This window comes from Proteiniclasticum sediminis (assembly GCF_018128025.1).
Taxonomy (GTDB): domain Bacteria; phylum Bacillota; class Clostridia; order Clostridiales; family Clostridiaceae; genus Proteiniclasticum; species Proteiniclasticum sediminis.
This window is the reverse complement of record NZ_JAGSCS010000001.1, coordinates 131581-157114: the sequence shown is the minus strand read 5'-3', so window position 1 is coordinate 157114 and position 25534 is coordinate 131581. Positions and strand designations below refer to the sequence as shown.

The following is a 25534-nucleotide window of genomic DNA, read 5'->3' as shown; positions in this document are numbered from 1 at the left end:
AACCATCAGGGTTCCTGATGGGATTACTCGTTGATGATTTCCTTGAGGTCTTTTCCTGCACGGAATGCGGGCTGTCTGAACTCAGGAATGTGGATCTCCTCGTTGGTCTTGGGGTTACGTCCAACGCGGGCCTTTCTGTTCTTGACTTCGAAGGTTCCGAAGCCGGAAAGCTGAACCTTGTCACCGGTGGTCAGGGCTTCCACGATGCTCTCGATGGTGGCCTTCAATACCTTTTCAGAATCTTTCTTTGTAAAATTGGTCTTTTCTGCAATCTTTGACACTAACTGTGCTTTATTCATAATTAGTCCTCCTTATTTCTGAACACAAAGATTATTAAAACAGAATTCGCCTTATAAATCAAGTCTTGACGATGATTTTTCACCGTCGGCAGTCTTGTAAACGAAACAGGGCGAATCGTTTCCTGGGAAATCTGGAGCGGAGGACCCGAGAAATCCTCCAGTTCAAGAAAAAAGAGACCTGCCGGCCTCCCTTTCCTAGGCGTTCTTTCGGATTTCGTCCAACAGTGCCCCCAGATCCTCGTGTTCAAAATGGTATTTCGTATTGCAGAAATGACAGACCAGTTCTTCGGTCTTGTTGTCGTCGTAGAGTTCCTGCAGGTCCTTTTCTCCGATGGTTAAGAGGGCCTTTGCCACCCTTTCCTGGGAACAGTCGCAGTAAAGCTTGGGGACCTTTTCCTCCAGGATCTTCAGGCCCATATCCTCAAAGATGAACTCCAGCACTTCCTTGATGGTGTTGCCATCACAGAGCATGGTGGTGAGGTTTGGGATTTCCTGGAGACGGAACATGAGGATATCGGCGATCATTTCATGGGCGCCGGGAAGCATCTGGATGATGAAGCCTCCGGACTTTTTCACGGAACCGTCGGTTTCGATGAGAACGCCCAGGGCTACGGCAGAGGGGGTCTGTTCTGAAACCGTGTAGTAATAAGCCAGATCTTCCGCGATTTCCCCGGTGTAGATGGGCACGGAGCTCACATAGGGCTCTTTCATCCCCAGGTCCATGATGACGGTGAGTTTGCCGTCGAGACCGATGATTCCCGAGACATTGAGCTTGCCGGCGTCATTTTGCGGAAGATCCGCATCGGGGTTCTCAATATAGCCCTTCACCCGTCCGTCGGATTTTCCTGTGACGAGGACGCCGCCGCTGATTCCTCCCCCATTGATCTGCACCGTGATGGTGTCCTGGGGGTTCTTCATCATGGAACCCATGAGGGAACCGGCGGTGAGCATGCGGCCAAAGGCCGCCGATGCCGTGGGCATGGTGTTGTGCTGCTGAACGGCCTCATTGACGAGATCCGTGGTTTCTGCGGCGATGATCCGCACAAATCCGTCATGGGCTGTGGCGTGAATTAAATTATCCATTATTTTACCTCTTTCTTACGATGAATGTGATGCGCTCGGAGGTCTCCGTCAAAGGAGCCTCGGTATAGTCCTCCGTCATGCGAACCTGAGTAAAGCCCGCCTGCCGGAGCAGGGTTTCGATGATGTGGGGTTCATAAATTCGCTCTTCATGAAACTCCTCCACCCGCTCATAGAGCTTCCCCCGGGGGATGAAGAAGTTCAGGGTCATTTCCACGATGTCCCCTTCGAGATAGTTTTCCCAGGTGTACACCAGGTCCTCCCGGGTGTAGACATAGTCCTGAAAGCCCAGGATTTCCCGCAGCTTGTAGGGAGAGTTGAGATCAAAGATAAAGACGCCGTTGTCCTTCAAATGGTCATAAACCCGTCGGAAGATCTCCCCCACCTCGTCCAAGTCCAGGACATAGTTCAGGGCATCCAGGGAGGATGTGATGAGGTCATAGGTTTGACCAAAGGCAATCTCCGTCATGGATAACGCAAAGGCCTGGTGAGGCACCTTGGCCTCCGTGAACTTGTCCTCTGCCAGGGTCAGCATTTCGGGAGACAGGTCCACCAGGTGGGTTTCCTGAAAGTGTCTGCCCAGGAGCAGTGAAAGGTTGCCCGTGCCACAGCCTAAATCCAAATAGGATTTTCGTCCTGCCGAATGCTGAAGAATATAGGAAGCCATCTTTTCGTAATCAATATCCTCATGGATGAGCTCATCATACAGGCTGGAAAAACCGCGGTAACTTTCCATCAGTGAACACCTCATTTTCTTAATAGACTCATTTTATCATACTTTCAGTAACCGTGTCACAGAACAAAAAAGGCTGCCCTTTCCGGGCAACCTTCAATGTATTAAGCCTTCTTGCTGCGTTCGTTCAGCACATAGCTGAGGAGCAACGCCACCAAAACCAGATAAACGATCGTCTGAACGTAGCCGTGATTGATGAAGAAAAATCCGGCGGCGACAACGGCGATCAGAATCACCAGGACCTGGTAAACCACTAATCCCTTGTTCATATCTATCCCTGCCTCTTTGAAGATAGACATATTATAGCGCGCCAAAAATCCTTGTCAAGCCCCTGTTTAAGCCAGATGAGCGCTGCTGCAGCTAGGATAGTCCTCCGGTTCGCTTTCTTCCTCCGGGGAGTCGAGAAGAACCACCAAGGAGGAGGACACTTCAAAGGCCACCCGCTCATCGGTGGTGCCATCAGCCAGGACCTTGGTGTAGGTGCGCGACTGCAGCCGACCCTCCACCCGGACTTTATCGCCGATCTCCATGGTCTGGGCAAACTTCGCGTTCTTACCCCAGGTGAGGACCGGGATATAATCGGTTTTATTAAAATGCCGGTTCACGGCTAAAAGCAGATCCGTGATTTCCCGCCCAAAGGGTGTGGTCCGGTAAATGGGCTCCTTGCAGATAAAGCCGGTGAGCTCGATGAGGTTGGGCTCCAGGGCCCGCTCTTCGGGGAACTCCAGACTTCTGGCGAACACGGTGAGCATGAGCTTGTTCTTTCCGTTTTCCATTTTATTGTAGCTTCGCAGCTGTCCGGTGATCCGGGCATAGGCAGCGATATCCAGTTCCCCACTGCCGAGAATGCGGGAGGAAATGGTGATGTTTAAAATATCTTTCTGGCTGCTGAGCCGATCCACACTGAATCTCGCCGTATAGAAGGATTCTCCGAATACTTCATGGCTGAACGAAGGATGTTCCAGAAAAAATCCTTCCAGGATGACGGTGTTATCATTTGTTGCTTCCAAGGTTGTACCCCCCATTTTGACCTATCATGTAAACTTTTCTTCAGTCCATTAATATTATAACAGACTTGAAGTCGATTACAACCCTGAAGAGTCAATATAGTATAGAGATATATTTAGAAAGCTTGTCTCCATGACGAAGGAAACCGGTTGTCAAACGGGATGAAGTTTTGTATGATTAGAAAGGCATGAGGAGGGATGAGCTTGAGCAATGCACTGGCGGAAAATAAACTGTTGATACTCTATACGCTTTATCATACGAAACTCAACCTGACCAAGGACCAGTTCTCCAATCTGATTCTGGAGAGTGTTTACCTCAACTACTTTGAACTCCAGCAGTATATCGAAGAGCTGGCCAAGACCGCCCTGATCACCCTGGAGCAGGTGAATGGCAAGGAACAGCTGGGCATCACCGAGCAAGGGATCGCCGTACTGGAGATGTTCGGGGACCGGATCAAAGAGCGGAAACGGAAGGATATTGATCGTTACCTGAAAGAAAACATCAATCATCTGATCAAAGAAACCACCATCACCCACGAACTCAGCGAAGGCCCCCACAGCACCTTCCAGGTGACCCTGCGGGCCATGGAGAACAAGGATGAGATCCTGAAGCTGGAAATGAACTTTCCCACAAAGGAAACAGCCGATCAGGCCATCAGCAACTGGAAAGATCATTCCACCCGAATCTATGAACTGCTTTATAAAGAACTGATCAAGAAAATTTAGAAAGCACGTTGTGCCCTTGATGTCGGGCACTGCGTGCTTTTCTGTTAGGACGGGGTATGGGCAGTTAAGGCGGAAAGGAATCGGGGGTGGAGCTCCTGGATGGTGTAGAGGGAGCCTGCGCAGAGGATCAGATCCCCTTCCTCCACTCGGTTCAGGGCTTCTTTCACCGCGTGCTCTGCCGAGCTGCAGATCAGGGTTTCCCCGGAGGGTTCCAGGTAGCCCTTCAGCATGGCCGCATCCATTCCCCGTATATCCTGGGGGGTGATGAGGAGCACCATTTTCGTATTTCGAGCGAGAATTTTAGCCGTGGAGGCCACATCTTTGTCCTTCAGCATCCCGAGAATGAGGAGGATGGGACGTTGGGGGAAATGAAAATCCAGGCTCTCCCGAAGATTCACCGCCCCATCGAGATTGTGGGCGCCGTCAATGATGACCAGGGGATCCCGGGAGACTACTTCCATGCGGCCGGGCCAAGTGACCGTGCGAAGGGCTTCTTTCACCACCGTGTCGGTGATGGCCATAAAGCCTTGGATTTTCAGCTCCTCCAGAGCCAGGAGGACCACGCCGGCATTGAGCATCTGGTGTACCCCTAAAAGGCCCAGCTCCATCTCCAGAGGGCCTCTTTGGTCAAAGGTATACTTTACCCGGGGGGTGAAGCTGTCACCGCCCTGGTACTCTACCTGCTGGCTTTTGGCAAAGACGAGAGGCGTTCCGGTCACCCTCGCCTCCTCCTGGAGTACCCGGCGAACCTCGGGATGCTGAGAAGCGGATACGGCGGGTTTTCCCTTCATGATGCCTGCCTTATGCCACGCAATCTTTTCCAAAGTATCCCCCAGGATCTTCATATGATCAAAGGTAATGGACGTGAGGATGGAGAGGATCGGATCGATGACATTGGTGGCATCATAGCGCCCCCCGATCCCCACCTCCATGATGGCCACCTCCACCCTCTTTTCCTGGAAATAAAGAAGGCTCATGGCGGTGACCGTTTCAAACTCCGAAGGTCTTCGATAGCCCCGTTCTTCCAAACTTCGGGACGCTTCGACCACCCGGGCATAAAGGCGCACCACATCCTCCTGGCTGATCAGTTCATGGTTCACCTGGATCCGTTCCCGAAAATCATAGATATAGGGCGACGTGAAGAGCCCGGTGCGGTACCCAGCGCCAACGAGCACCTGGGACAGCATTTTGCAGGTGGATCCTTTGCCATTGGTGCCCGTCACATGGATAAGGCGTAGGTTTTTCTCCGGATGGCTGAGGCTGGCCATGAGGGCCTCCATGGTCTCCAGGTTTTCTTCCTTGGGCACACGGGGGATGTGGTGCAGTTCTTCCAGGGTTTCCTCGTAATTCAATGGTCTCTCTCCTTTTTGCCGCAATGCATAACTTCATTATACGAGTCTTGGCCGGCAAGGTGAACATTTTTTCAAAATCAGCGGGAGGCTCCTCCACGAGGAACCTCCCGCCTTTTTGATGTTCGCTTACTTCAAGGTGTCCATGCGTTCAAGGACAGCGTTCAGCATCGCCTGGTACTTCTCGCCCTTGGCTCGCTCTTCGGCAATGACTTCCTCCTTGGCCTTGGCCAGGAATCGTTCATTGTTGAGCTTTTTCGCCACGCGGTCGATTTCGTCTTCCAGCTTTTCCTTTTCCTTGCTAAGGCGGGCCAGTTCCTTCTCGCGGTCCACCAGATCCAGAAGCGGAATATAGAGTCTTGCCGTGGAGGTCACCAGGGCCACATTGTTGTCATCCTTCAGGTCTTCGGTGAGGAGGACCACATCTTCGGCGTAAGCCAGCTTCAGCAGGTACTCCCGGGAGGACAGGAAGGCGTCTTCCATGCCGGCATTGGGGAGAATATAGAGGGTGGATTTACGCTTGCTGGGCACCCCCATCTCCTGACGAAGATTTCGGATGCTCTTGATGGCTTCGATGACGCCATTTAAGCTCTCTTCGATCTTGAGATCGATGAACTCCGGTTCGCATACGGGCCAGGTCGCCGTCATGATGGTTTCCTCATCCTTCAGCTGGCTGTAGATTTCTTCGGTGATGAAGGGCATGGTGGGATGCAGGAGCTTCAGGGCCTTGATCAGCACCTGGCGGATTACTCTAAAGCTAACGCCCTTCTCTTCATCGGTACCGTTCTGGAACACGGGCTTCAGAAGCTCGATGTACCAGTCGCAGAACTCGTTCCAGAGGAAGTCATACACCTTGGACAGGGCCACACCCAGTTCAAACTTTTCAAAGTTCTGGGTGACCTCGGCGATGAGGTTGTTCACCTTGGACAGGATCCAGCGGTCAGCCAGGGAGTAGTTGGTGCTGTCCTTGTAGGTCTCCATGAGGGTCTCATCGATGTTCATCAGGGCAAATCGGGAGGCGTTCCAGAGCTTGTTGGCAAAGTTTCGGGCCGCTTCCACCCGCTCCGGATAGAATCGGATATCGCTTCCCGGGGCATTGCCGGTGATCAGCATGAACCTGAGGGCATCTGCGCCGTAGAGGTCGATGGTCTCCAGGGGATCGACGCCGTTGCCCAGGGATTTGCTCATCTTGCGGCCTTCAGAATCGCGAACGATGCCGTGGATAAACACGGTGTCAAAGGGCACTTCATTCATGTTGTAGAGTCCGGAGAACATCATGCGCATGACCCAGAAGGGGATGATGTCATAGCCGGTGACTAAAGTGGAGGTGGGATAGAAGTACTTCAGGTCCTCCGTCTCATTGGGCCAGCCCAAGGTGGAGAAAGGCCAAAGGGCAGAGCTGAACCAGGTGTCCAGGACGTCCTCTTCTTCCTTGAGGGTAGTGCAGCCGCAGTGGGCACAGGCGGTGGGCGTATCCACGGTCACGGTGATCTCGCCACAGTCCTGGCAGTACCACACGGGAATGCGGTGTCCCCACCAGAGCTGACGGGAAATACACCAGTCCTGGATGTTCTCCAGCCAGTGGAAGTAGATCTTGTCAAAACGTTCCGGGACAAACTTTGTTCGGCCATCCCTCACCGCTTCAATGGCGGGACCGGCTAAAGGCTTCATGGAAACATACCACTGCCGGGAGATGATGGGTTCGATGACGGTGCCGCAGCGGTCATGGGTATTGACATTGTGGGTGTGGGGCTCAATCTTCTCCAGAAGGCCCAGGGCATCCATTTCGGCGATGATGGCCTTGCGGGCCTCATAGCGGTCCATGCCTTCGAACTTTCCGCCCAAGGCGTTGATGGTTCCCCGGTCATCCATGACCCGAATGGCTTCCAGATGATGGCGTTCGCCCACATGGAAATCGTTGGGGTCGTGGGCGGGGGTGATCTTCACCACGCCGGTGCCGAACTCCTGATCCACGTAGTCATCGGCCACAATGGGGATTTCCCGGTTCATGAGGGGCAGGGTGACGGTTTTTCCCACCAGGTGGGTGAACCGCTCATCCTTGGGATTCACGGCCAGGGCAGTGTCGCCCAGCATGGTTTCCGGTCGGGTGGTGGCGATGGTGAGATAGCCGGAACCGTCCGTGAGCGGATAACGGAAATGCCAGAAGAATCCATTTTGCTCCACATATTCGATTTCCGCATCGGACAGGGCGGTTTCACACTTGGGACACCAGTTGGTGATGCGGTTTCCCCGGTAGATCAGTCCGTCCTGGTAGAGACGAACAAAGACTTCCCGCACGGCGCGGCTGAGATTCTCATCCATGGTGAAGGCTTCCCGGGTGAAATCGCAGGAGGATCCCAGCTTCATGATCTGCTGGCGGATCTTCTCCCGATATTCCTCGGACCATTCGTAGACTTTCTCCAGGAAGGCTTCCCGGCCCATATCTTTTTTGACCAGACCTTCCTTCAGCAGTTCATTCTCCACGCGAACCTCGGTGGCGATGGAGGCATGGTCTTCCCCGGGGAGCCACAGTACTTCATAACCCTGCATGCGCTTAAAGCGAATGAGCATATCCTGGAGCGTCAGATCCAGGGCGTGGCCCATATGGAGCTTTCCCGTGATGTTCGGGGGCGGCATGACGATGGTGTAGGGCTTTTTGTCCGGATTGACCCGGGCGGTGAAATAGCCTTTTTCCTGCCAGCTGCTGTAGATGCGGCGTTCAAAATCCTTGGGGCTGTATGTTGTCGTCAGCGTTTTGTTTTCCATGGAATCCTCCTTGATTTGTCGGGGCAGATGCGCCCGAGGGATAGAATATCGGAAAATGAAAAAAGAGTCTTCATCCAAAGGACGAAGACTCGCGGTACCACCTTTATTCCCACATGCATGGGCTCTCAATCAATAACGGTACGGATATACCGTCCAGTCTTACTGTAAGTTCAGACTGGAAGCTCAAAAGCTACCTTCCGCATGCCTCCCCGGGAAAATCTTCCAGCCTGGGATTTTCCTCTCTGACGCTTCTTCATGCGTACTCCTCTTTTTCATCGCCTTTATTCAAATATAGTTTCATTATATCTGCCTGTTTAGGATTGTCAAGGGGTTTTCCTTGGCATCCAGATCCTGGTTTTTCTCCAGGTTCTTGAAGGCAATGGAAATCATCAGTTTGATTCGGTTCAGCTGATTCACCTCACTGGCGCCGGGATCGTAGTCAATGGCCGTGATGTTGATGTTCTTGTTCTCTTCCCGAAGCTTCTTGATGACGCCTTTCCCCGTGATATGGTTGGGCAGGCAGGCAAAGGGCTGCATGCAGATGATGTTCTCCACCCCTTCTTCAATGAGCTCCATCATTTCTCCCGTGAGGAACCACCCTTCTCCCGTCTGGTTTCCGATGTGGACAATGCCTTCCGTGAGCTTCGCCAGATGCTCGATGCGTGAGGGAGCGGTGAAGCGCTGGGATTTTTCCAGTTCCTCCCGCATGGTTTTTCGGTAGGTTTCCATGACGGCGATGGCCGCTTTGCTTCCCAGATACTTGGAGAGGCTCCCGTTTAAGTACTTGCGCTTTGCCACGTTGTTGTAGGAGCAGTAGAGAAAGAAGTCCACCAGGTCGGGCATGACGGCTTCGCAGCCATTGTCCTCGATGACCTGAACCACGGAATTGTTGGCCGTGGGATGGAACTTCACCAGAATTTCTCCCACAAGGCCCACCTTAGGCTTCACCACATCCCGGATTTCCAGCTCGTCAAACTGCTTCACGATGAGCCGAATATTTTCCTGGAAGGATTTGATGGTGGGATCGGCCATGTCCTTCAGGATCTTCTGGGTAAGGCTCTCATAGAGGGCATTGGCGGAGCCTTTGATGGCTTCATAGGGGCGTACCCGATAGAGAACCCGCATGAGGAGATCGCCGTAAACCAGGGCCTGCATGGCGCTGCTTAAGGTTTTGAGGTCCAGGCGCATGCCCGGATGCTTTTCAAACTGCTGCACGGAGAGCGGAATCACGGGAACCTGTGCAAATCCGGCGTCCTTCAGGGCTTTCCTTAGGAAGCCCACATAGTTGGTGGCTCGGCAGCCGCCGCCGGTCTGGGTGATGAGGCAGGAGGTATTCTGGGGATCATACTGGCCGCTTTTCAATGCCTCGATGATCTGTCCCACCACAAGTATGGAGGGGTAACAGGCGTCGTTGTTGACATATTTCAGCCCCTCATCCACGGCTTTGAAATCCGTGTCCGGGAGCACTACCACGTTGAATCCGGAATAGCGCAGCGCCGCTTCCACAAAGCGGAAGTGGATGGGCGACATCTGGGGACTCAGGATGGTGTGATTCTTCTTCATTTCTGCTGTAAATATGGGCCGCTCATAGATCACCGGGGTGTCCTTGATGCCGATGGCATTTCTTCTGCGGGCCTCCATGGTGGCTTTCAGGGATCGCACGCGGATTCGCGCCGCCCCCAGGTTGTTGCCTTCATCGATTTTCAGCAGGGTGAAGACTTTGTTCTTGGAGCGGAGGATATCCTCCACCTGATCCGAGGTCACCGCATCCAGTCCGCAGCCGAAGCTGTTGAGCTGGATGAGCTCCAGGTTTTCCTGGGTGCCGACAAAGGCCGCAGCCCGGTAAAGCCGGTTATGGTAGGTCCACTGGTCCACCACCCGGAGGGGTCGGGGTGCGGTGCCCAGATGGGCCACAGAATCTTCCGTGAGAACCGCCATGCCGTATTCGGTGATGAGATTGGGGATGCCATGGTGAATCTCCGGATCCACATGGTAGGGCCTTCCCGCCAGGACGATGCCCTTCTTGCCGGTCTTTTCCAGATAAGCTAAGGTCTCCTCCCCTTTTTCCCGGATATCGGCCTTGTACCGGTCCACTTCTCCATAGGCTTTGGCCACGGCATTTTTTACCTCGCTCAAGGAGATGTCATAGTACTTGGAAAGCACTTCGTGCATTTTCTGGTACAGGTGGGCCCGGTCATAGAAGTTCAGGAACGGACTGACGAAACGCACCTTCTGCAGGGCGAGAATGTCCATGTTGTTGCGGATGACCTCGGGATAGGAGGTGACCACAGGACAGTTGTAGTGGTTGTTGGCCTGGGGATCTTCCTTGTTCTCATAGGGAAGGCAGGGATAGAAGATGAGGTCCACCCCTTTTTTCGCCAGATAGTCGATATGCCCATGGACCAGTTTGCCCGGATAGCAGACAGACTCCGATGGAATGCTGTCCATTCCCCGCTCATAGAGCTTCTTGGAGGATTTGGGCGACAGCAGCACCTTAAAGCCCAAGGTATCAAACAGGGTGAACCAGAAGGGATAGTTCTCATAGAGGTTCAGCACCCGGGGAATCCCCACGGTACCCCGGGATTTTTCCGGAGCCACGGTGCTCTTGTAGGCAAAGGTGCGCTGCTCCTTGTACTCAAAGAGATTGGGAAGAGTTTCCTTCTTCTCCAGCTTCAGGGGCCGTTCGCAGCGATTGCCTGTGATGTATTCTCCCCCGCCGTCTTTGAAAATATTGATGGTGAGGGGGCATTTGTTCAGACACAGATCGCAGCGGCGCATGGTGGTTTCCGGATGAAGGGCCTGGATTTCTTCCAGCGGCAGCAAGGTAGACACCTGGCCCTTCGTCCAGCGGTCTCGGGCGATCTTGGCGGCGCCGAAGGCGCCCATGAGCCCGGCGATGTCCGGACGTACCGCTTCCCGGCCGGAGATGAGTTCAAAGGCCCGGAGGACGCTGTCGTTATAAAAGGTGCCGCCCTGGACGATGATCTTCTCCCCCATGGCCTTGGGATCACGGATCTTAATGACCTTGAAGAGGGCATTCTTGATGACGGAATAGGACAGTCCCGAACTGATGTCGCCCAGGGAAGCCCCTTCCTTTTGGGCCTGCTTTACCCGGGAGTTCATGAAGACTGTGCAGCGGGAACCCAGATCCACGGGATCTTTGGCCTCTACGGCTTCCTTGGCAAACGCCTGGACCGGATAGCCCAGGGACTCCGCAAAGCTCTCGATGAAGGAGCCGCATCCGGAGGAGCAGGCTTCGTTGAGCATAATGGAATCGATGGCACCATCCTTGATTCGGAGGCACTTCATATCCTGCCCGCCGATGTCCAGGATGAAGTCCACCCCGGGAAGGAAATGGTTGGCGGCTTCATAGTGGGCGATGGTTTCGATTTCGCCGATATCCACTCCCAGGGCAGCCTGAATCAGCCCCTCGCCATAGCCTGTGGCGGCACTTTGGGCGATGGTGACTCCCGGAGGAAGTTTTTCGTAGATCTCCTCCACCACCTTGGCGATGAGCTTCAGGGGCTCCCCTTTATTGCTGCCATAATAGGAATAGAGAAGGTTCAGCTCCTCATCCACCAGGACTACCTTGGAGGTGGTGGAACCGGAATCGATACCGAGAAACACCGGACCCCCATGGGTGGAGAGCTCTTTCCGCTTGGCCACAGCCAGGGCGTGCCTTGCCTGAAAAGCCTCCCGGTCCGCAGTTTCCGGAAAGAGCGGATCCAGGCGGTTGACCTCTTTTTTAAAGACGTCCTTTAAGCGATTGGCTCGGTTCATCAGGGTTTCCAGTTCATGGGCATACCCCTCAAAGGAGGAGATGGCTGCCCCCAGGGCCACGTAGAGCTGCGCCTCCTTGGGCACGAGCGCCTCGCCTTCTTTCAGTTCCAGCGTTTCGATGAAGCGCTTTCGCAGTTCCGGAAGAAAATGCAAGGGGCCCCCTAGGAAGGCGATCTTTCCCTTGATGGGCCTACCGCAAGCCAGGCCTGCAATGGTCTGGTTCACCACGGCCTGGAAAATCGAAGCGGCAATGTCTTCTTTGCGGGCCCCTTCGTTGAGAAGAGGCTGCACATCGGTCTTGGCAAAAACACCGCAGCGGGCGGCAATGGGATAAATGTAACTGGCGCCCTGGGCTAAGGTGTTGAGGCCCTGGGCATCGGTTTTTAAGAGCGCGGCCATCTGGTCGATGAAGGCGCCGGTACCGCCGGCGCAGGTGCCGTTCATCCGCTGTTCGATGGATCCGTCAAAGTAGGTGATCTTGGCGTCTTCGCCCCCCAGCTCGATGACAACTTCTGTCTCGGGGATCAGGGATTCCACAGCCTTTGTGGAGGCAATGACCTCCTGGATAAAATCAATGCCCAGCCAGGACGCCACAGACAGTCCTCCGGAACCGGTGACAGCTACATGCACTTCCCGGTCGCCAAAGGTCTCATGGATGTCGGTCATGACCTTGACCACGGTGCTGCGAATATCGGAATAATGCCGCTCATAGGTATGGTGGAGCGTATGACGGTTCTTGTCCAGAACCACAGCTTTCACAGTGGTGGAACCCACATCGAGTCCCAAATAGATTTTATCGCGCATAATATTTCTCCTGTTCCGGGTTGTCCGTTCAAGTAGTGTGGGAATATACCCTTTATTATAACACCGGCAAAAAATTCTGAAAGACGATAAATGTTAATAATTTCGTGGGAATCTTCAAGATTCGTGTAGGGATTCACAATTTTTGTCTGAATTCTACAAATATCTGTTGCTCTACGAAGGAAAAACAGACAAAAAAAGGACAGGTAACCCCTGTCCGTCTTTAGGTTTCCAGATCCGCCCCCGTCACTTGCCGGACGATGCGCTGGATCATGTCGTATTCATACCCCTTGCCACTGAGAAAGGCAAAGAGCTTGGTTTTCAGTTTGTAGGCATCGGGTTCTCGTTTCTGCAGCTGGGCGTATTTTTTCTCCGCCAGTTTTTTGCAGGTCTCCTCCTCCAGGGACTGGGTGTCGAGATTTTCCAGCACTTCATGGAAGGTCTCCTTGTCGATGCCCTTGGCCTGGAGTTCGTACTGGACCTTTCGGATGCCCCGGCTTCGGAGCTTTTCCTTGGCAAAGAGCTCCACATAACGCTGATCATCCACCAGGCGGTATTCCGCCAGGAAGGTCATAACCCGCTGGATGACCCGTTCATCGTATTCCTTGACGCGGAGTTTGTCCTCGATCTCCTTTTCCGTCTTGTAGCTGAGTTCGAGAGCCCGAAGGGCCGTATCCTTGGCTTTCAGGTATTCATCCTCCCGGGCCATTTCCCGGAGAAGCTCCACATCCACCTCCATGCCAGGGACCAGGCGTTTTTTCACCACCAGTTCCTTGTGGCAGGACAGGAGAAACTCCCCGTCGGAAAAGAGGCTTACCCGTTCCTTGTTTTTTTTATTCTCCGTAATCTGTGTGATCTTCGTCATCGGGATTCCCCCTCAACATGAATATTGTGGGCTCGCTGAACACCTTTTGGCTCACGGCCACCAGATCCTTCAGGGTTACTTTCTCCAGCTTCGCCATATCCTTCTCAAACTCCCGGGGATCCTGGTGGTTCAGCACCTCATCCAGGAGGAAGGCCGACAGGTCGTGGATGCTGTCCAAGGTGCCATAGATGCTGGTTTTCATGACTTTTTTCATCATATTCAAGTCATCCTGGTGGAAATAGGCACCGGTCTTGATGTCTTCCAGGATTTCCTGGATCACCTCTAGGGTGTTTTCCAGGCTTTCATCGGAGACCTGGGTGTAGATCACCAGGTTCTGAATATTCTCCGTGAGATCCAGATCGGAATAGACATCGTAGGCCAATCCCCGTTTCTCCCGAAGCTCCCGGAAGAGTATGGAGTTTCCGCTTTGGCCCAGTTTATAGTTGAGCACTCTCAGGGGAAGCTTTTCCTCCTCCTTAAGGGGGAAGGAATACAGGATGGCCAGGGTGGACTGCTCCATGTCCTTATAATCGGTATGGATCCCCGGCTGGTTTTTTTCGAAGACCCAGGGAATCGGCGGGGTCTTGCTCCCCTGCCACTGTCCCAGCGTCTTCTCCACCAGGATACCCGCTTCTTCATGACTGTAGCTGCTGACCAGGATCAAGATGGCGCGGCCAGGGACGTAGTGGGTGTGGTGGAAACGCTGAAGATCCTCGGCGGTGAGTCTTCCGATACTTTCTTCCGTACCGATGACATCATAGCGCAGGGGGCTCGTGGCATAGGCTTTCTCATAGAGATTCCGGTGGGTGATGTCCTCGGGATCGTCCAGGGCAGAACGCATCTCGGAGAGGATGACTCCCCGCTCTTTTTCCATCTCCTCCGCCGAAAAGGCCGGATGGGCAATCATCTCGTGGAGAATGTTCAGGGATTCCAGCAGTTCCTCCCGAAGGGCGGAAACGGAATACACCGTGGAGATGTAGTCCGTATAGGCGTTAAAATCCCCGCCCATCATTTCAATGCGCCGGTTGAGGGTTTCATTGTCCTCGTACACCGTGCCTTTAAAGAGCATGTGCTCGATGAAATGACAGATCCCCTTCTCCTGATCCCCTTCCATGAGGGAGCCCACCTGGAGGCCCAGGTTCAGGGAAAACAGCTTTCCCGGTTTCTGTACAGTGATCAAGGTCAACCCGTTTTTCAGGGTGACTTGGTGATAATGCATAGTTTTTACTCCATTTCTTGCTTCATTTGAGTTTTCGTGCCGCCATGACCAGCATCATGGAATTGGGGGTCCAAGGGGACTTCTTGAAGTCGCCATAAACGTTGATTTCTGTGAAGCCGCACTCGTTTAGGGCTTCTTCCAGCTCCGCCCGGCGAAGGGGAAGCAGGTCCACCGTCGAGGTTCGGGATTCCGTGCCCAGGGTCAGGGTGGTGGAAAATTCCACCTTGTGGATTGCCGGATCATACTGGTAGCGGCGAAGGAACAGGAGCTCTGCCTCCGGCACCCGGATATCGGGAAGCTTTGTGATCTTCTGATCCAGGATCCGGTCATAGTTAATAATCTGGAGAAGAAGATCGCCTTCCTTGGCCAGAAGATCATAGGCACTGGCGAGAAAGTTGCGGACTTCATCCAGGGAGTGCAGATGCACCAGGGAGTTGCCGATGATGAAAATCCGGCGAAGGTCCCCTTCGCTGACGAGATCGATGTCCAGCATGTTGGAGACCACAAAGTCGCCATCGATGCCCAGGCGCTGTCTCTTCTTTTCCGCTTCCTCGATCATGGCCTCTTCCAGGTCCACGCCACAGGCGAGGATTCCTTCCTCCTGCAGGGGAAGCGTGTAGGTGCCTGTACCGCAGGCGGCATCCAACACTTTATCGCCGGCGTGAAGACCTTCACGGATAAACCGAAAAGTGTCCGGCTGAAACGGAAAGATCGTATCATAAGACTTGACCAGCATTTCATAAAATTTCATGGCATCGCCGCTCCTTTTCCCTTTTTAGAAGTCCTGATCTCTGCTCCCTGTCACCGAGGTGACACAATGGGGATGTAACCTAGATTATACCCTAATATACCATAAATGAACCCGCCTTGGGTATCCATTTGCACACACCCTTGGCACGGAACGGGGTTTCGATGCTATAATGGAGGAAACTGGACTGGTACAAAAGGGGTGATTGCATGAATTATAAATATACAGAAATTGTCGACTATCTGCGGGGGGAAATCGAAAAAGACTCAGGCTCAGGAAAACTGCCCTCCATCCGCGGACTGGCCATCAAATTTGGCTGTTCCAATTCCACAGTGATCAAAGCGTACAGTGAGCTGGAGTCCCTGGGACTGGTCTTCTCCGCCCCCAAAAGCGGATACTACATCCACCGGAATCCCCGGGAACATACAGAAACCGCAGACTTTTATTCGGGTGTTCCCAGCAGCCGGAATCTGCCGCTGGATTCTCTAGCCCGGGCAACGACCCTGACCATGGAGGAGAAGAATTCTTCCCTTCTCAATTACAGCTATCCCATGGGATACAATCTTCTCCGGGAACATCTGCTCCTGGAGCTCCATCAGCCGGATTTGGCGCTGGATTCGGTGCTCATCACCAGCGGCGCCCAAAGCGCGTTGTCCCTCTTCTTTGAGACGGAGAAAAGCTGGGGAAAGGTTCTGGTGGAGGATCCCACCTACAACATTGCCCTTTCCATGCTGGAGCTGCAGGAAATTCCCTATGATATGGTGCGCAGAACCCGGGAAGGCCTGGATCTGGAGGCCATGGAAGAGAAGCTGAAAACCGAAAAGTACCGGCTCTTCTACACCATGAGTCGAAATCACAATCCCCTGGGGACGGATCTTTCCCCGGAGACCATGGCTCGGGTGGTGGACCTTTCCCGGACGTACGGTTTCTATATCCTGGAAGATGATTACCTGGCTGAGCTTTCCAAGGGCCCAACGTTCTTCAGTATGGCTCCGGACCGGACGATTTATGTCCGCAGCTACAGCAAGACCATCAGCCCGGCGCTGAAGCTGGCCCATGTCATCATGCCTCCGGCCTGGATCAAGTCCATCGGTTACCGAGTCACCTATCTCAATCTCAGCGCTTCCCTCCTTCATCAGGCGGTGCTCCTGAAATACCTGAAATCGGAAATGTATCCCCGGGATATGGCCCGGCTGAAGGAAAAGGTGAAGCAGAATATCATGATCTTCCGCAATGCAGTGGCGGATTTCCCCTTTGACCTCCATGTACCGGAGCTGGGGTTCTTTGCCAGCCTCCATTTCCCCGCTGATTTCAAGCTGGAGGCGCTGCTGGAAAATCTTCAGGCTAAGGGACATCGGTTCCGCGACTTCACCGGGTTCACCCGGTCTGAAGACAAGGTTCTGCGGGTGAGTCTCACCCGGGTGGAACCGGATAAGGTCAACGCCTCCATCCGGGAACTGGTTCGGGAAGTCCATCTCATGCGGGGAGAAAAAGACGACAAAAATAAAATCTATCTTTAGGAATAGATCAAGGAGCGACAAAGCATGAAAAAACAGATCCTGATTGTCGAAGATGAAGAACGGCTCCGAAAACTCCTTCGGGATTACCTGGTGAAGGAGGAGTATACCGTCGATCTTGCCGCCCACGGGGAAGAAGGTCTCGCCATGGCCCTGGCCAAGGAGTACGACCTCATTCTTTTGGATGTCATGATGCCCTTCATGGATGGCTTTGAAGTGCTGAAGCGGCTAAGGAAGGAAAAGGATACCCGGGTATTCTTTCTTACAGCCAAAACCATGGATGAGGATTTCCTCACGGCCTATGCTATTGGCGCTGATGACTACATCACCAAACCCTTCTCGCCCAAGATCCTCGTGCTGAAACTGAGAGCTCTCTTTCAGCGCCTGGAGCAACACGCCAGGGATCCTCAGGTCCAAACCTTTGGGCAGATTTCCCTCAGTTCCCTTTCCCAGCGGGTTTTTCTCGGGGAGGAGGAGCTCTCGCTATCGAAGAAGGAGTTTGAACTTCTGGAGCTTTTGGCCACCCACGAGGATATCGTCCTTTCCCGGGAGACGATTATTGAAAAGGTCTGGGGTTATGACTATGAGGGCGATCTGCGCACCATCGACACCAGCATTAAGCGCCTCCGGGAAAAACTGGGTCCAGCGGCGGAGTACATTGAAACCGTTCGGGGGTTCGGATACCGGTTCAAGGTGAAAGATCATGATTAAGCGATCCATTACCAACAAACTGACCTTTATCATGGTGCTCCTCATGTCTCTGCTTCTCCTGGCATCCATGCTCTTCATGGCGTATTCCTTTGAAACTTACTATACCCGAACGAAGAAGGCAGCTTTAGCGGAAAATCTGGAAACCTTCAAAAAGCAAACCCCCTCTTCAGCGGAGGGGTTCATCGAGGCCATCAATACCTTTGAAACGGCCAACGGCACCCGCCTCTTCATCTTCGGCCAAAATGGCGTGCTGCAGTATATGGCCTATGGCGGGACCCGCATCGACGGCGATTACATCGAAATCATCAACCGGTTCTTTTCAGATCTGGTCAGCGATCAGGATCTGGCCCAGAGTATGCTGGACCAAGGGAAGGTGATCTCCCGGGAGTATTCCCGTCAGGACGGCAGCATCCGGTATTTCCTCACCGTTGGTGCCATGCCCATGGGCAGCGAGACGTCCATCGCCCTCTCCATCAGCTCTCTCTATCCCATCAATGAAGCGGCGAGAACCATTCGGAACTTCTTCGTCTATGTCTTCTTCGGCGGATTTGCCGTGGTCCTCACCCTGGCCTTCTTCATCTCCCGGACGATCACCCGTCCCCTGCGTAAGCTCACGGCATCCTCCAAGGAACTGGCGCAGCTGAACTTCGATGTGGGAATTGAGGCATGGACCCAGGATGAGATCGGAGAGCTGTCCACCAGTCTCTCCACCCTGGCCCAGAACCTCAAGAGTGCTCTGCAGGAACTCCAGGAGAAAAATGTGCTGCTGGAGCAGGACATCGAGAAGAGTCAGAAACTGGAAACCCTGCGAAAGGAGTTTATCCGAGACATCTCCCACGAACTGAAAACCCCCATTACCCTCATCGAAGGGTATGCGGAAGGACTTTTGGACGGGATTGGCGAAAACAGCCAGCAGGAATATCTGGAGATCATTCTGGACGAAGCCAAAAATATGGAAAAGCTGGTGAAGGACATGATTGAGGTGTCCTATGCGGAATCCGAAGCTTTCAGCTTAAAGATCACGGAGTTTTCTCTCGACCAGGTACTGAAGGAAGCTCTGGCGCCTTTCCAGGAGTATCAGGGCAAGGATGTGGATTTCACCCTGGACATTCTTCCGGGAGTCCTCATCCAGGGGGATGTCCTGAAAGTTGGGACGGCTCTCCGAAACATCATCAAGAACGGGATCTCCTACTGTGATCCCCTTCAGGGGCAGAAGAAGGCCGTGGCCATACGCCTCTTTGAGGAGGCAGAAGGCCTAAAGCTCATCCTTCGCAACGCCCCAGCCCATATCGAGGAAGAGGATCTGCAGAACATCTGGATCCCCTTCTACAAGAAGGATAAAAGTCGGCACCGCCAGGAAGGAAGCACCGGTCTAGGGCTTTCCATCATTCGAAATGTCCTGGAAAAGCACCACTGGGCGTATACCCTGGAAAACGACGGGGACGGCGTCGCCTTCACCATCGTCTTTCAAAATTATCGCAGAGGATAGGAGGAACCGCCTGGGGAGAGTTGATCTCTCCCCAGGCGGTTCCTTTGCCGTGATTTTTCTCATCATGAAAACCATCGTTCAGGCCATGGCCTTGTGTTGAGCTATAGCGTGTACCCTCCATCGATGGTGATGATCTGCCCGGTGATATAGGTGCCTTTGGTCAGGAGAAACTCCACCAGATCCGCAATTTCCTCAGGTCGGCAGAGTCTTCGGAAAGGAATGTCCTCCAGAAATTGTTGCTTTTCTTCCTCCGACAGATTGGCGAGAATATCCGTATCCACGCCCCCCGGTGCGATGGCATTGACGCGGATGCCCATGTGGGAGAGCTCTGCGGCCAGACCCCGGGTAAACTGCTCCAGAGCGCCCTTGGTCATGGCATACCCCACCTCCATGGCGGCAGCTCGGGAACCCCAGATGGAGGAGATGCTGATGATCTGTCCTTCCTGGCGGTCAATCATATCCGGAATGACCTTTCGGGTGAGGTAGTAGAGGGGCCTTAGGTTGATATCCAGAAGCTCCTCAAAATCCGGATCCTCCAGCTCATGGAAAAATCCCCGGACGGAGATCCCAGCTCCATGGACGAGAAGCTGGAAGCTTCCAAAATCGTCCAGCGCCTGTCCCATGGCCACGTGGGCCTTATCCGGATGACGAAAGTCCATGGCGTAGGTTTTCACTTCCGTGATTTCCGAAAGCTCTGCGGCCAGGGCCTGGGCTTTCTCATGGTTTCTTCCGTAAAACAAAGCCAGGGAGTAACCCATTTCTCCCAGTTTCCGGGCGATGGCTTCTCCGATGCCTCCTGTGGCTCCGGTGATCAAGGCGTTTTTCATCATAATCTCCCCTCGTTCATTCTTTCCCTCATTATAACAGACCGGACTTTCCCTGTCCCATGGAAAAACCCTGGAATCCATGACGATTCCAGGGTTTTCTTCACCAGATGTTCCAGACCATATAGAAATAAGTGGCGCTCAATCCGCCCAGAACCAAGATAAAGACGATCGGTTCAGGGGAAAATCTCCTGTTGTTCCAGGGACTTTGGGAGACTTCACTGGTCGTTTCAGCATAGAGGAGCCGGGATTTGGGATGAGCAAGAATTTCCTTCAGGATTTCCAGCGTGGGGATCAAGAACAGTCCGTAGGCCAAGAGAAAGAATACAGCCATGACTTTTCCTCCCCTTTTCGTTATTTGCGCTTCTCGCCCAGGATGTCGGCTACGGCGGCGATGCTGCCCAGGGAGTTCAGGGTTTCCATGGGAAGAATCAGCTTGTTGGCGGGGTTGTTGGCCATTTCCTTCATGGCTTCCACCTGCTTCAGGGCAATGACGCGGGCGTCAGTACCGGACTCGATGATGGAGGCATTGACCTTGCGGATGGCTTCCGCTTCCGCGTTGGAAATGGCTTCAATGGCCTTGGCCTTACCTTCAGCTTCCAGGAGCTGGGATTCCTTCAGACCTTCGGCGATGCGGATGTTGGATTCCTTTTCCGCTTCTGCCCGAAGAATATTGCTGCGCTTTTCACCTTCTGCACGGGCAATGCTCGATTCACGGTCACCTTCAGCAATGAGGATGGCGGCGCGCTTTTCACGCTCGGCTTTCATCTGCTTTTCCATGGCGTTCTGGATTTCTGCCGGGGGCAGAATGTTTTTGATTTCCACGGAGAGGATCTTGATCCCGTAGGCGTCGGTGATGGCATCGACGATATTGAGCAGCTTCATGTTGATTTTGTCACGGCCGGCCAGGACTTCGTCCAGGGTCATGTCACCAATGATGTTACGCATGTTGGTAATGGTGGAATACATAATACCGGAAACATAGTTCTCAATGTTGTACACGGCATCCTTAGGATTCAGCACCTGATAGAAAATAACGTTGTCCACGCTGATGTTGACGTTATCCTTGGTGATGACCGTTTGGGGCTGAATATCGAGAATCTGCTGTTTCATGGAAATTCTGGCCCGGACGTAGTCCACAAAGGGAAGCATCACGTGCCAGCCTGGCTCCAGTACTTTGTAGAACTGACCGAAACGCTCCAGGATGTACACCATACCGGTGTTGACCACCTTGATTGAGGTTAAGATAATGATCAGAATCAGAATTGCGAGTACGGCGAAGACAATGATCCATTCCATGTTAGTTTTCCTCCTTTTTTACTATCAGCTTGTTGTTGGCGATTTCCAGGACTTTAAAGTGTTCTCCAGCCGCAATGGGCGGCCCGTCGTTGACCAGTGTCCAGTAGATCCCGTTGATCTTGTGCTTTGTTTCCTTGGTGATTTCATACTCAGCTTCGAATACTTTTCCGACAATCTTGTCCACGAGAATCGGGGTGGTTTGGATATTTTTTCGGATATACTTCCGAGAGATCCGATTCCCCACAAGCAGCAGGATGATCCCCAGCGTAAAGGCGATGATGACTTGGTCGCCAAAGACCACGAAGGGACTGACGATCCAGGCCACTAAGAATCCGATGCCCAGCCAGGAGAACAGAACATTGCTGGTCGCGATGTCCAGAACCACAACGATAATGATGAGTAATAACCAAATCCAGTTCATATATTTCCTCCTCCCTTTGACTCTGAGTATAGCACATAAGTGGTATTAAATAAAGTGTAATACAGTAATTATTACTGCTTTTATCAAATTCTGCGGATTTGCTAAATCAGGAACAAGCACCCCTTCTTAGTCATGATAACACAATGCAAAGTATATATTCTTGAAAAATTTCTAAAAATTGTTGAAAAAGAAGAAAAAACTCAAATGTGAATAAAATGTTAATTTTAAAAAGGGCAAAATTCTGCATTTCGCTGCTAAACATGATACAACCCTCATGTTTCAAGGATTCCCGTCCCTTACCCCTGCGGAAAAGACCGCAATCCTCGTGATTGCAAAGGTGAAACGGATTACAAAAACTGCGGAATCTATGCTATGATAACCATGCCGGGAAGCGAAAAGACAGCCCCAGCACCCCTACTGGCCACCTTGGACAGCTGCGACTGGTCCCTTCAACTCCCAAAAGAGCAGATTGAATTTGGAGGTTATAGCATGAGAGAAGTTGTTATTGTCAGCGCGGTCCGCACACCCATTGGAAGTTTTGGCGGGGTGTTCAAAGATGTTTCCGCCGTGGATCTGGGCGTCACTGCCGTAAAAGAGGCCCTTCGACGGGCAGGAATTGCTCCGGAGGACGTTAATGAGGTTTATCTGGGTTGCGTTCTGCAGGCGGGTCTTGGCCAGAATGTTGCCCGTCAGGTATCCATAGGCGCAGGAATCCCCAGCTCTGTCCCTGCCACCACCCTGAATATGCTCTGCGGATCCGGTCTGCGCACCGTATCCCTGGCCGCTCAAACCATTATCGCTGGAGACAATGATGTGGTTGTGGTTGGCGGAACGGAAAGCATGACCCAGGCTCCCTACACCATGAGCACCGCCCGTTTTGGCGCTCGCATGGGCAACACATCCGTCGTGGACACCATGATCCATGATGGGCTCACCGATGCTTTCAATCATTACCATATGGGCATCACCGCCGAGAATGTTGCCGAGAAATACGGAATCACCCGGGAAGAACAGGACGCCTTTGCGGCCCTCAGTCAGAACAAGACGGAGGCTGCCATGGCTGCTGGCCGATTCAAGGACGAAATCGTTCCGGTATCCATTCCTCAGCGAAAAGGCGATCCCATCATTGTGGATACGGATGAATATCCCAAAGCCGGCGTCACCGCAGCTGGACTGGCCAAACTGCGACCGGCCTTTAAGAAAGACGGCACCGTCACCGCAGCCAATGCCTCAGGAATCAATGACGGCGCTGCAGCTTTAGTCATCATGAGCCGGGAAAAGGCCGATGCGTTAGGATTAAAACCCCTGGCGACGGTGGTTTCCTACGGCAATGGCGGTGTGGATCCCAGCATCATGGGCGTAGGCCCCGTGCCGGCCACCAAGAATGCCCTCCAGAAAGCTGGCCTCACCATCGATGACATGGACCTCATTGAAGCCAATGAAGCCTTTGCGGCCCAGGCCCTGGCCGTGGGCAAGGAACTTCAGTGGAATGCTGAGAAGGTCAACGTCAACGGCGGAGCCATCTCCCTGGGCCACCCCATCGGCGCCTCTGGTGCCCGAATCCTGGTGACCCTTCTCCATGAAATGGCGAAGCGCGATTCCGTCTATGGACTGGCCACCCTCTGCATCGGCGGAGGCATGGGCACATCCGTTGTCGTCAAGCGTTAGTTTCCTTCTCCTTGTTTGGTGCTGCTCCTTTGGGGCAGCGCCTTTCTTTTTTGCGAAATTGATCCATAGAAAAGCTCCCGCAAAATCCTGCGGGAGCTTCTTTTCATTAAGCGCTCTTGGTCGCCTTGTTGATCATGAGGATGTTTTCGATGGTCACCTTGGGGCAGACCTCCACACAGGCGTTGCACTGGGTGCACTTGCTGTAGTCGATCTTGGCCAGGTTGTTGTTCACATGGATGGCATCATAGGGGCAGGTCTTCTCGCACTTCTTGCAGGCGATACAGCCCACTTCGCAGTTCTGCATGGCATCCCGCGCTGCGTCGTAGGAGTTGCAGGCCACACGGATGCGGGAATTGATCGGCACCGATTCAATGAGGTTCTTTGGACAGGCCTTCACACAGGCGCCGCAGTTGGTGCACTTGTTCTCGTCGATGATGGCGATGCCGTCCTTGATGATGATGGCATCAAAGTCGCAGACTTTAACGCAGGTGCCCAGGCCAAGACAGCCGTAGGAACAGGATTTGGCTCCGCCGCCCGGGAGGGCGGAAGCGCTGACGCAGTCCATGATGCCATGGTACTCGTACTTGTCCTTGGACTTGTTGCAGTCTCCGTTACACTTGACATAGGCCACCATGACCTCGGCAGCATTGACTTTTACGCCCATGACATCGCCGATTTTGTTGGCCACAGCTTCGCCGCCCACGCTGCAGAGATTGAGCTCTGCGCCGCCTTCGGCGATGCCGCGGGCATAGGCTTCACAACCGGCGAATCCGCATCCGCCGCAGTTGACCCCGGGTAGCACCAGGATCAGTTCTTCCACCTTTGGATTTTGTTCAACTTTGAAGAGGTCAGCAGCTACGCCCAACATGACGGCCAAGAGAAGGCCGATGCCGGCGAGAATGCCAACGGGTATCAAGATTTGTGTCATATTCTCTCCCCCTCCCTAAATGAGTCCTTGGAAGCCAAGGAACGAAATCGCCATGAGGCTGGCGGTGATGAGGGCAATGGGAAGACCCTGGAAGGACTTCGGAATGCTCGTCACTTTATCCAGCTTTTCCCGGATGCTCGCCATGAGGACGATGGCCAGGAAGTAACCTAAAGCAGCACCCACGGCATTGGTCAGGCTTCCCATGAGGCTAAGCTTTTCCTGCACGTTGAGGATGGCCACACCGAGCACAGCACAGTTGGTGGTGATCAGGGGAAGGTAAATGCCCAGAGCGTCATAGAGCGCAGGGCTGGCCTTCTTGATGAACATTTCCACGAACTGAACGAGAGCCGCGATAACCAGGATAAAGGCCACGGTCTTCAGGTAGTCAAGACCAAAAGGCTCCAGAAGGAACGTGTAGACTGCCCAGGAACCAAAGGAAGCGATGGCCATGACAAAGAGCACGGCAAAGCCCATACCGATGGAAGCATCGCGCTTTTTGGACACGCCCAGGAAGGAGCAGATTCCGAGGAAGCGGGACAAGACGAAGTTATTGACCAGCATGGCATTGATAAAAATCAACAGGATATTCATTATTTCGCCTCCTCCACTTTCTTCAGATCAGGATTCAGGATGATTTCCATTTTGTTTTCCTTGGGAATATCGCAGCCCATGCCGCAACTTTCACAGTCATGAATCTTCAGGGAAGATTTGCCCTGCTTCAGGTTGCGGTTATTGAGGAAGGCCATGATCAGTCCCAGAGTCAGGAATGCGCCGGGAGCCAGGATCATGATGTTGGCTGGAGTATACGCTGCCGGCATGATGCGGGTTCCGAAGAGGGTTCCGGCACCGAGAAGTTCACGGAAGAATCCCAGGACGGTCAGTGCCAGGGTAAAGCCCAGGCCCATGCCGACGGCATCCCAAATGGAAGCGAGGATTCCGTTCTTGTTGGCGTAGGCTTCTGCTCTTCCCAGGATGACGCAGTTAACGACGATGAGGGGAATGAAGAGGCCCAAGGATTTATAGAGGTCCATGGCATAGGCGTTGAGGAACATATCCACGGCGGATACGAAGCCGGCGATGATGACGATGTAGCCGGGAATTCGAATCTTATTGGGAATGAACTTACGCAGCATGGAGATCAGGGCGTTGGAGCAGATGAGAACGGCCGTGGTGGAAAGTCCCATGCCAAGAGCATTGGACATGGACGTGGATGTGGCCAGGGTGGGACACATGGCCAGAACCTGAACGAAAATCGGATTTTCACTGAACAAGCCGTTTTTCAGTCTTTCTAAAAGTAGCTTCAT

23 protein-coding genes and 1 other annotated feature are annotated in these 25534 nt (G+C 53.2%); of the genes, 5 read left to right on the top strand and 18 right to left on the bottom strand.

The window, feature by feature from the left end; translation table 11 throughout:
• Nucleotides 1-23 precede the first annotated feature (23 nt).
• From KCG48_RS00705 to KCG48_RS00685, 5 genes are all read right to left on the bottom strand, one after another.
• Nucleotides 24-299, bottom strand: a complete 276-nt coding sequence (locus KCG48_RS00705; protein ID WP_211799366.1) for an HU family DNA-binding protein — start codon at nucleotides 297-299, stop codon at nucleotides 24-26.
• A gap of 195 nt (nucleotides 300-494) precedes the next feature.
• On the bottom strand, nucleotides 495-1382 hold the full coding sequence (gene hslO, locus KCG48_RS00700; protein ID WP_230976928.1) for an Hsp33 family molecular chaperone HslO: 888 nt from the start codon (nucleotides 1380-1382) through the stop codon (nucleotides 495-497).
• Between the two features lie 4 nt (nucleotides 1383-1386).
• A complete protein-coding gene (locus tag KCG48_RS00695; protein ID WP_211799365.1) occupies nucleotides 1387-2115 on the bottom strand; it encodes a class I SAM-dependent DNA methyltransferase in 729 nt (242 codons plus the stop codon).
• Nucleotides 2116-2216: 101 nt separating this feature from the next.
• Nucleotides 2217-2381 (bottom strand): hypothetical protein, encoded by a 165-nt coding sequence (locus tag KCG48_RS00690; protein ID WP_211799364.1) that lies wholly within the window; start codon nucleotides 2379-2381, stop codon nucleotides 2217-2219.
• A gap of 66 nt (nucleotides 2382-2447) precedes the next feature.
• Nucleotides 2448-3122 (bottom strand): single-stranded DNA-binding protein, encoded by a 675-nt coding sequence (locus KCG48_RS00685; protein ID WP_230976927.1) that lies wholly within the window; start codon nucleotides 3120-3122, stop codon nucleotides 2448-2450.
• Nucleotides 3123-3323: 201 nt separating this feature from the next.
• Between KCG48_RS00685 and KCG48_RS00680 the strand changes: the two genes are divergently transcribed.
• A complete protein-coding gene (locus KCG48_RS00680) occupies nucleotides 3324-3845 on the top strand; it encodes a DUF4364 family protein (RefSeq protein ID WP_211799362.1) in 522 nt (173 codons plus the stop codon).
• Between the two features lie 44 nt (nucleotides 3846-3889).
• Here KCG48_RS00680 and KCG48_RS00675 read toward each other — a convergent pair whose 3' ends face one another.
• The 6 genes from KCG48_RS00675 to KCG48_RS00650 form a co-directional block, all read right to left on the bottom strand.
• Nucleotides 3890-5197 (bottom strand): bifunctional folylpolyglutamate synthase/dihydrofolate synthase, encoded by a 1308-nt coding sequence (locus KCG48_RS00675; RefSeq protein WP_211799361.1) that lies wholly within the window; start codon nucleotides 5195-5197, stop codon nucleotides 3890-3892.
• Between the two features lie 126 nt (nucleotides 5198-5323).
• Nucleotides 5324-7960: a valine--tRNA ligase gene (locus tag KCG48_RS00670; protein ID WP_211799360.1), complete on the bottom strand. Its 2637-nt coding sequence runs from the start codon at nucleotides 7958-7960 to the stop codon at nucleotides 5324-5326.
• Nucleotides 7961-8034: 74 nt separating this feature from the next.
• Nucleotides 8035-8245 (bottom strand) — a binding site (T-box leader).
• 15 nt (nucleotides 8246-8260) lie between these two features.
• On the bottom strand, nucleotides 8261-12544 hold the full coding sequence (locus KCG48_RS00665; protein ID WP_211799359.1) for a 2-hydroxyacyl-CoA dehydratase: 4284 nt from the start codon (nucleotides 12542-12544) through the stop codon (nucleotides 8261-8263).
• A 220-nt stretch (nucleotides 12545-12764) separates the two neighbouring features.
• The gene (gene recX, locus KCG48_RS00660) at nucleotides 12765-13406 is read right to left on the bottom strand and encodes a recombination regulator RecX (RefSeq protein WP_211799358.1); all 642 of its coding nucleotides are present in this window, start codon (nucleotides 13404-13406) and stop codon (nucleotides 12765-12767) included.
• The gene (locus tag KCG48_RS00655; RefSeq protein WP_211799357.1) at nucleotides 13375-14625 is read right to left on the bottom strand and encodes a M16 family metallopeptidase; all 1251 of its coding nucleotides are present in this window, start codon (nucleotides 14623-14625) and stop codon (nucleotides 13375-13377) included. The genes recX and KCG48_RS00655 overlap by 32 nt, the downstream gene beginning before the upstream one ends.
• Before the next feature lie 22 nt (nucleotides 14626-14647).
• The gene (locus KCG48_RS00650; protein ID WP_211799356.1) at nucleotides 14648-15376 is read right to left on the bottom strand and encodes a class I SAM-dependent methyltransferase; all 729 of its coding nucleotides are present in this window, start codon (nucleotides 15374-15376) and stop codon (nucleotides 14648-14650) included.
• 206 nt (nucleotides 15377-15582) lie between these two features.
• Between KCG48_RS00650 and KCG48_RS00645 the strand changes: the two genes are divergently transcribed.
• The 3 genes from KCG48_RS00645 to KCG48_RS00635 are packed head-to-tail and all read left to right on the top strand — an operon-like array spanning nucleotide 15583 to nucleotide 19090.
• Nucleotides 15583-16893 (top strand): aminotransferase-like domain-containing protein, encoded by a 1311-nt coding sequence (locus KCG48_RS00645; RefSeq protein ID WP_211799355.1) that lies wholly within the window; start codon nucleotides 15583-15585, stop codon nucleotides 16891-16893.
• 24 nt (nucleotides 16894-16917) lie between these two features.
• Nucleotides 16918-17601, top strand: a complete 684-nt coding sequence (locus KCG48_RS00640; protein ID WP_211799354.1) for a response regulator transcription factor — start codon at nucleotides 16918-16920, stop codon at nucleotides 17599-17601.
• Nucleotides 17594-19090, top strand: coding sequence for a sensor histidine kinase (locus KCG48_RS00635; protein WP_211799353.1), 1497 nt, complete (start codon nucleotides 17594-17596; stop codon nucleotides 19088-19090). The genes KCG48_RS00640 and KCG48_RS00635 overlap by 8 nt, the downstream gene beginning before the upstream one ends.
• Before the next feature lie 101 nt (nucleotides 19091-19191).
• On the opposite strand, the gene ymfI is transcribed toward KCG48_RS00635, so the two are convergent.
• The 4 genes from ymfI to KCG48_RS00615 all read right to left on the bottom strand — a co-directional run bounded on the left by ymfI (nucleotide 19192) and on the right by KCG48_RS00615 (nucleotide 21634).
• Nucleotides 19192-19920, bottom strand: a complete 729-nt coding sequence (gene ymfI / locus KCG48_RS00630) for an elongation factor P 5-aminopentanone reductase (protein WP_211799352.1) — start codon at nucleotides 19918-19920, stop codon at nucleotides 19192-19194.
• A 97-nt stretch (nucleotides 19921-20017) separates the two neighbouring features.
• The gene (locus KCG48_RS00625) at nucleotides 20018-20248 is read right to left on the bottom strand and encodes a hypothetical protein (RefSeq protein ID WP_211799351.1); all 231 of its coding nucleotides are present in this window, start codon (nucleotides 20246-20248) and stop codon (nucleotides 20018-20020) included.
• Between the two features lie 20 nt (nucleotides 20249-20268).
• A complete protein-coding gene (locus KCG48_RS00620) occupies nucleotides 20269-21213 on the bottom strand; it encodes an SPFH domain-containing protein (RefSeq protein WP_211799350.1) in 945 nt (314 codons plus the stop codon).
• Nucleotide 21214: 1 nt separating this feature from the next.
• The gene (locus KCG48_RS00615; protein WP_211799349.1) at nucleotides 21215-21634 is read right to left on the bottom strand and encodes an NfeD family protein; all 420 of its coding nucleotides are present in this window, start codon (nucleotides 21632-21634) and stop codon (nucleotides 21215-21217) included.
• 489 nt (nucleotides 21635-22123) lie between these two features.
• Here KCG48_RS00615 and KCG48_RS00610 point away from each other — a divergent pair, with 489 nt between their 5' ends.
• A complete protein-coding gene (locus KCG48_RS00610) occupies nucleotides 22124-23302 on the top strand; it encodes an acetyl-CoA C-acetyltransferase (RefSeq protein ID WP_211799348.1) in 1179 nt (392 codons plus the stop codon).
• Nucleotides 23303-23408: 106 nt separating this feature from the next.
• Here KCG48_RS00610 and KCG48_RS00605 read toward each other — a convergent pair whose 3' ends face one another.
• From KCG48_RS00605 to rsxE, 3 genes are read right to left on the bottom strand one after another with little or no spacing between them, the layout of a single operon-like run.
• Nucleotides 23409-24230: an RnfABCDGE type electron transport complex subunit B gene (locus KCG48_RS00605; protein ID WP_211799347.1), complete on the bottom strand. Its 822-nt coding sequence runs from the start codon at nucleotides 24228-24230 to the stop codon at nucleotides 23409-23411.
• Nucleotides 24231-24245: 15 nt separating this feature from the next.
• On the bottom strand, nucleotides 24246-24821 hold the full coding sequence (locus tag KCG48_RS00600) for an electron transport complex protein RnfA (protein WP_211799346.1): 576 nt from the start codon (nucleotides 24819-24821) through the stop codon (nucleotides 24246-24248).
• The gene (gene rsxE, locus KCG48_RS00595; RefSeq protein WP_211799345.1) at nucleotides 24821-25534 is read right to left on the bottom strand and encodes an electron transport complex subunit RsxE; all 714 of its coding nucleotides are present in this window, start codon (nucleotides 25532-25534) and stop codon (nucleotides 24821-24823) included. The genes KCG48_RS00600 and rsxE overlap by 1 nt, the downstream gene beginning before the upstream one ends.

Excerpts from the sequence above, each read along its gene's own strand:
- KCG48_RS00705 (WP_211799366.1), bottom strand. The coding sequence starts at position 299 with ATGAATAAAGCACAGTTAGTGTCAAAGATTGCAGAAAAGACCAATTTT.
- hslO (WP_230976928.1), bottom strand. The coding sequence starts at position 1,382 with ATGGATAATTTAATTCACGCCACAGCCCATGACGGATTTGTGCGGATC.
- KCG48_RS00695 (WP_211799365.1), bottom strand. The coding sequence starts at position 2,115 with ATGGAAAGTTACCGCGGTTTTTCCAGCCTGTATGATGAGCTCATCCAT.
- KCG48_RS00690 (WP_211799364.1), bottom strand. The coding sequence starts at position 2,381 with ATGAACAAGGGATTAGTGGTTTACCAGGTCCTGGTGATTCTGATCGCC.
- KCG48_RS00670 (WP_211799360.1), bottom strand. The coding sequence starts at position 7,960 with ATGGAAAACAAAACGCTGACGACAACATACAGCCCCAAGGATTTTGAA.
- KCG48_RS00665 (WP_211799359.1), bottom strand. The coding sequence starts at position 12,544 with ATGCGCGATAAAATCTATTTGGGACTCGATGTGGGTTCCACCACTGTG.
- recX (WP_211799358.1), bottom strand. The coding sequence starts at position 13,406 with ATGACGAAGATCACACAGATTACGGAGAATAAAAAAAACAAGGAACGG.
- KCG48_RS00655 (WP_211799357.1), bottom strand. The coding sequence starts at position 14,625 with ATGCATTATCACCAAGTCACCCTGAAAAACGGGTTGACCTTGATCACT.
- KCG48_RS00650 (WP_211799356.1), bottom strand. The coding sequence starts at position 15,376 with ATGAAATTTTATGAAATGCTGGTCAAGTCTTATGATACGATCTTTCCG.
- KCG48_RS00645 (WP_211799355.1), top strand. The coding sequence starts at position 15,583 with ATGAATTATAAATATACAGAAATTGTCGACTATCTGCGGGGGGAAATC.
- KCG48_RS00640 (WP_211799354.1), top strand. The coding sequence starts at position 16,918 with ATGAAAAAACAGATCCTGATTGTCGAAGATGAAGAACGGCTCCGAAAA.
- KCG48_RS00635 (WP_211799353.1), top strand. The coding sequence starts at position 17,594 with ATGATTAAGCGATCCATTACCAACAAACTGACCTTTATCATGGTGCTC.
- ymfI (WP_211799352.1), bottom strand. The coding sequence starts at position 19,920 with ATGATGAAAAACGCCTTGATCACCGGAGCCACAGGAGGCATCGGAGAA.
- KCG48_RS00625 (WP_211799351.1), bottom strand. The coding sequence starts at position 20,248 with ATGGCTGTATTCTTTCTCTTGGCCTACGGACTGTTCTTGATCCCCACG.
- KCG48_RS00620 (WP_211799350.1), bottom strand. The coding sequence starts at position 21,213 with ATGGAATGGATCATTGTCTTCGCCGTACTCGCAATTCTGATTCTGATC.
- KCG48_RS00615 (WP_211799349.1), bottom strand. The coding sequence starts at position 21,634 with ATGAACTGGATTTGGTTATTACTCATCATTATCGTTGTGGTTCTGGAC.
- KCG48_RS00610 (WP_211799348.1), top strand. The coding sequence starts at position 22,124 with ATGAGAGAAGTTGTTATTGTCAGCGCGGTCCGCACACCCATTGGAAGT.
- KCG48_RS00605 (WP_211799347.1), bottom strand. The coding sequence starts at position 24,230 with ATGACACAAATCTTGATACCCGTTGGCATTCTCGCCGGCATCGGCCTT.
- KCG48_RS00600 (WP_211799346.1), bottom strand. The coding sequence starts at position 24,821 with ATGAATATCCTGTTGATTTTTATCAATGCCATGCTGGTCAATAACTTC.
- rsxE (WP_211799345.1), bottom strand. The coding sequence starts at position 25,534 with ATGAAGCTACTTTTAGAAAGACTGAAAAACGGCTTGTTCAGTGAAAAT.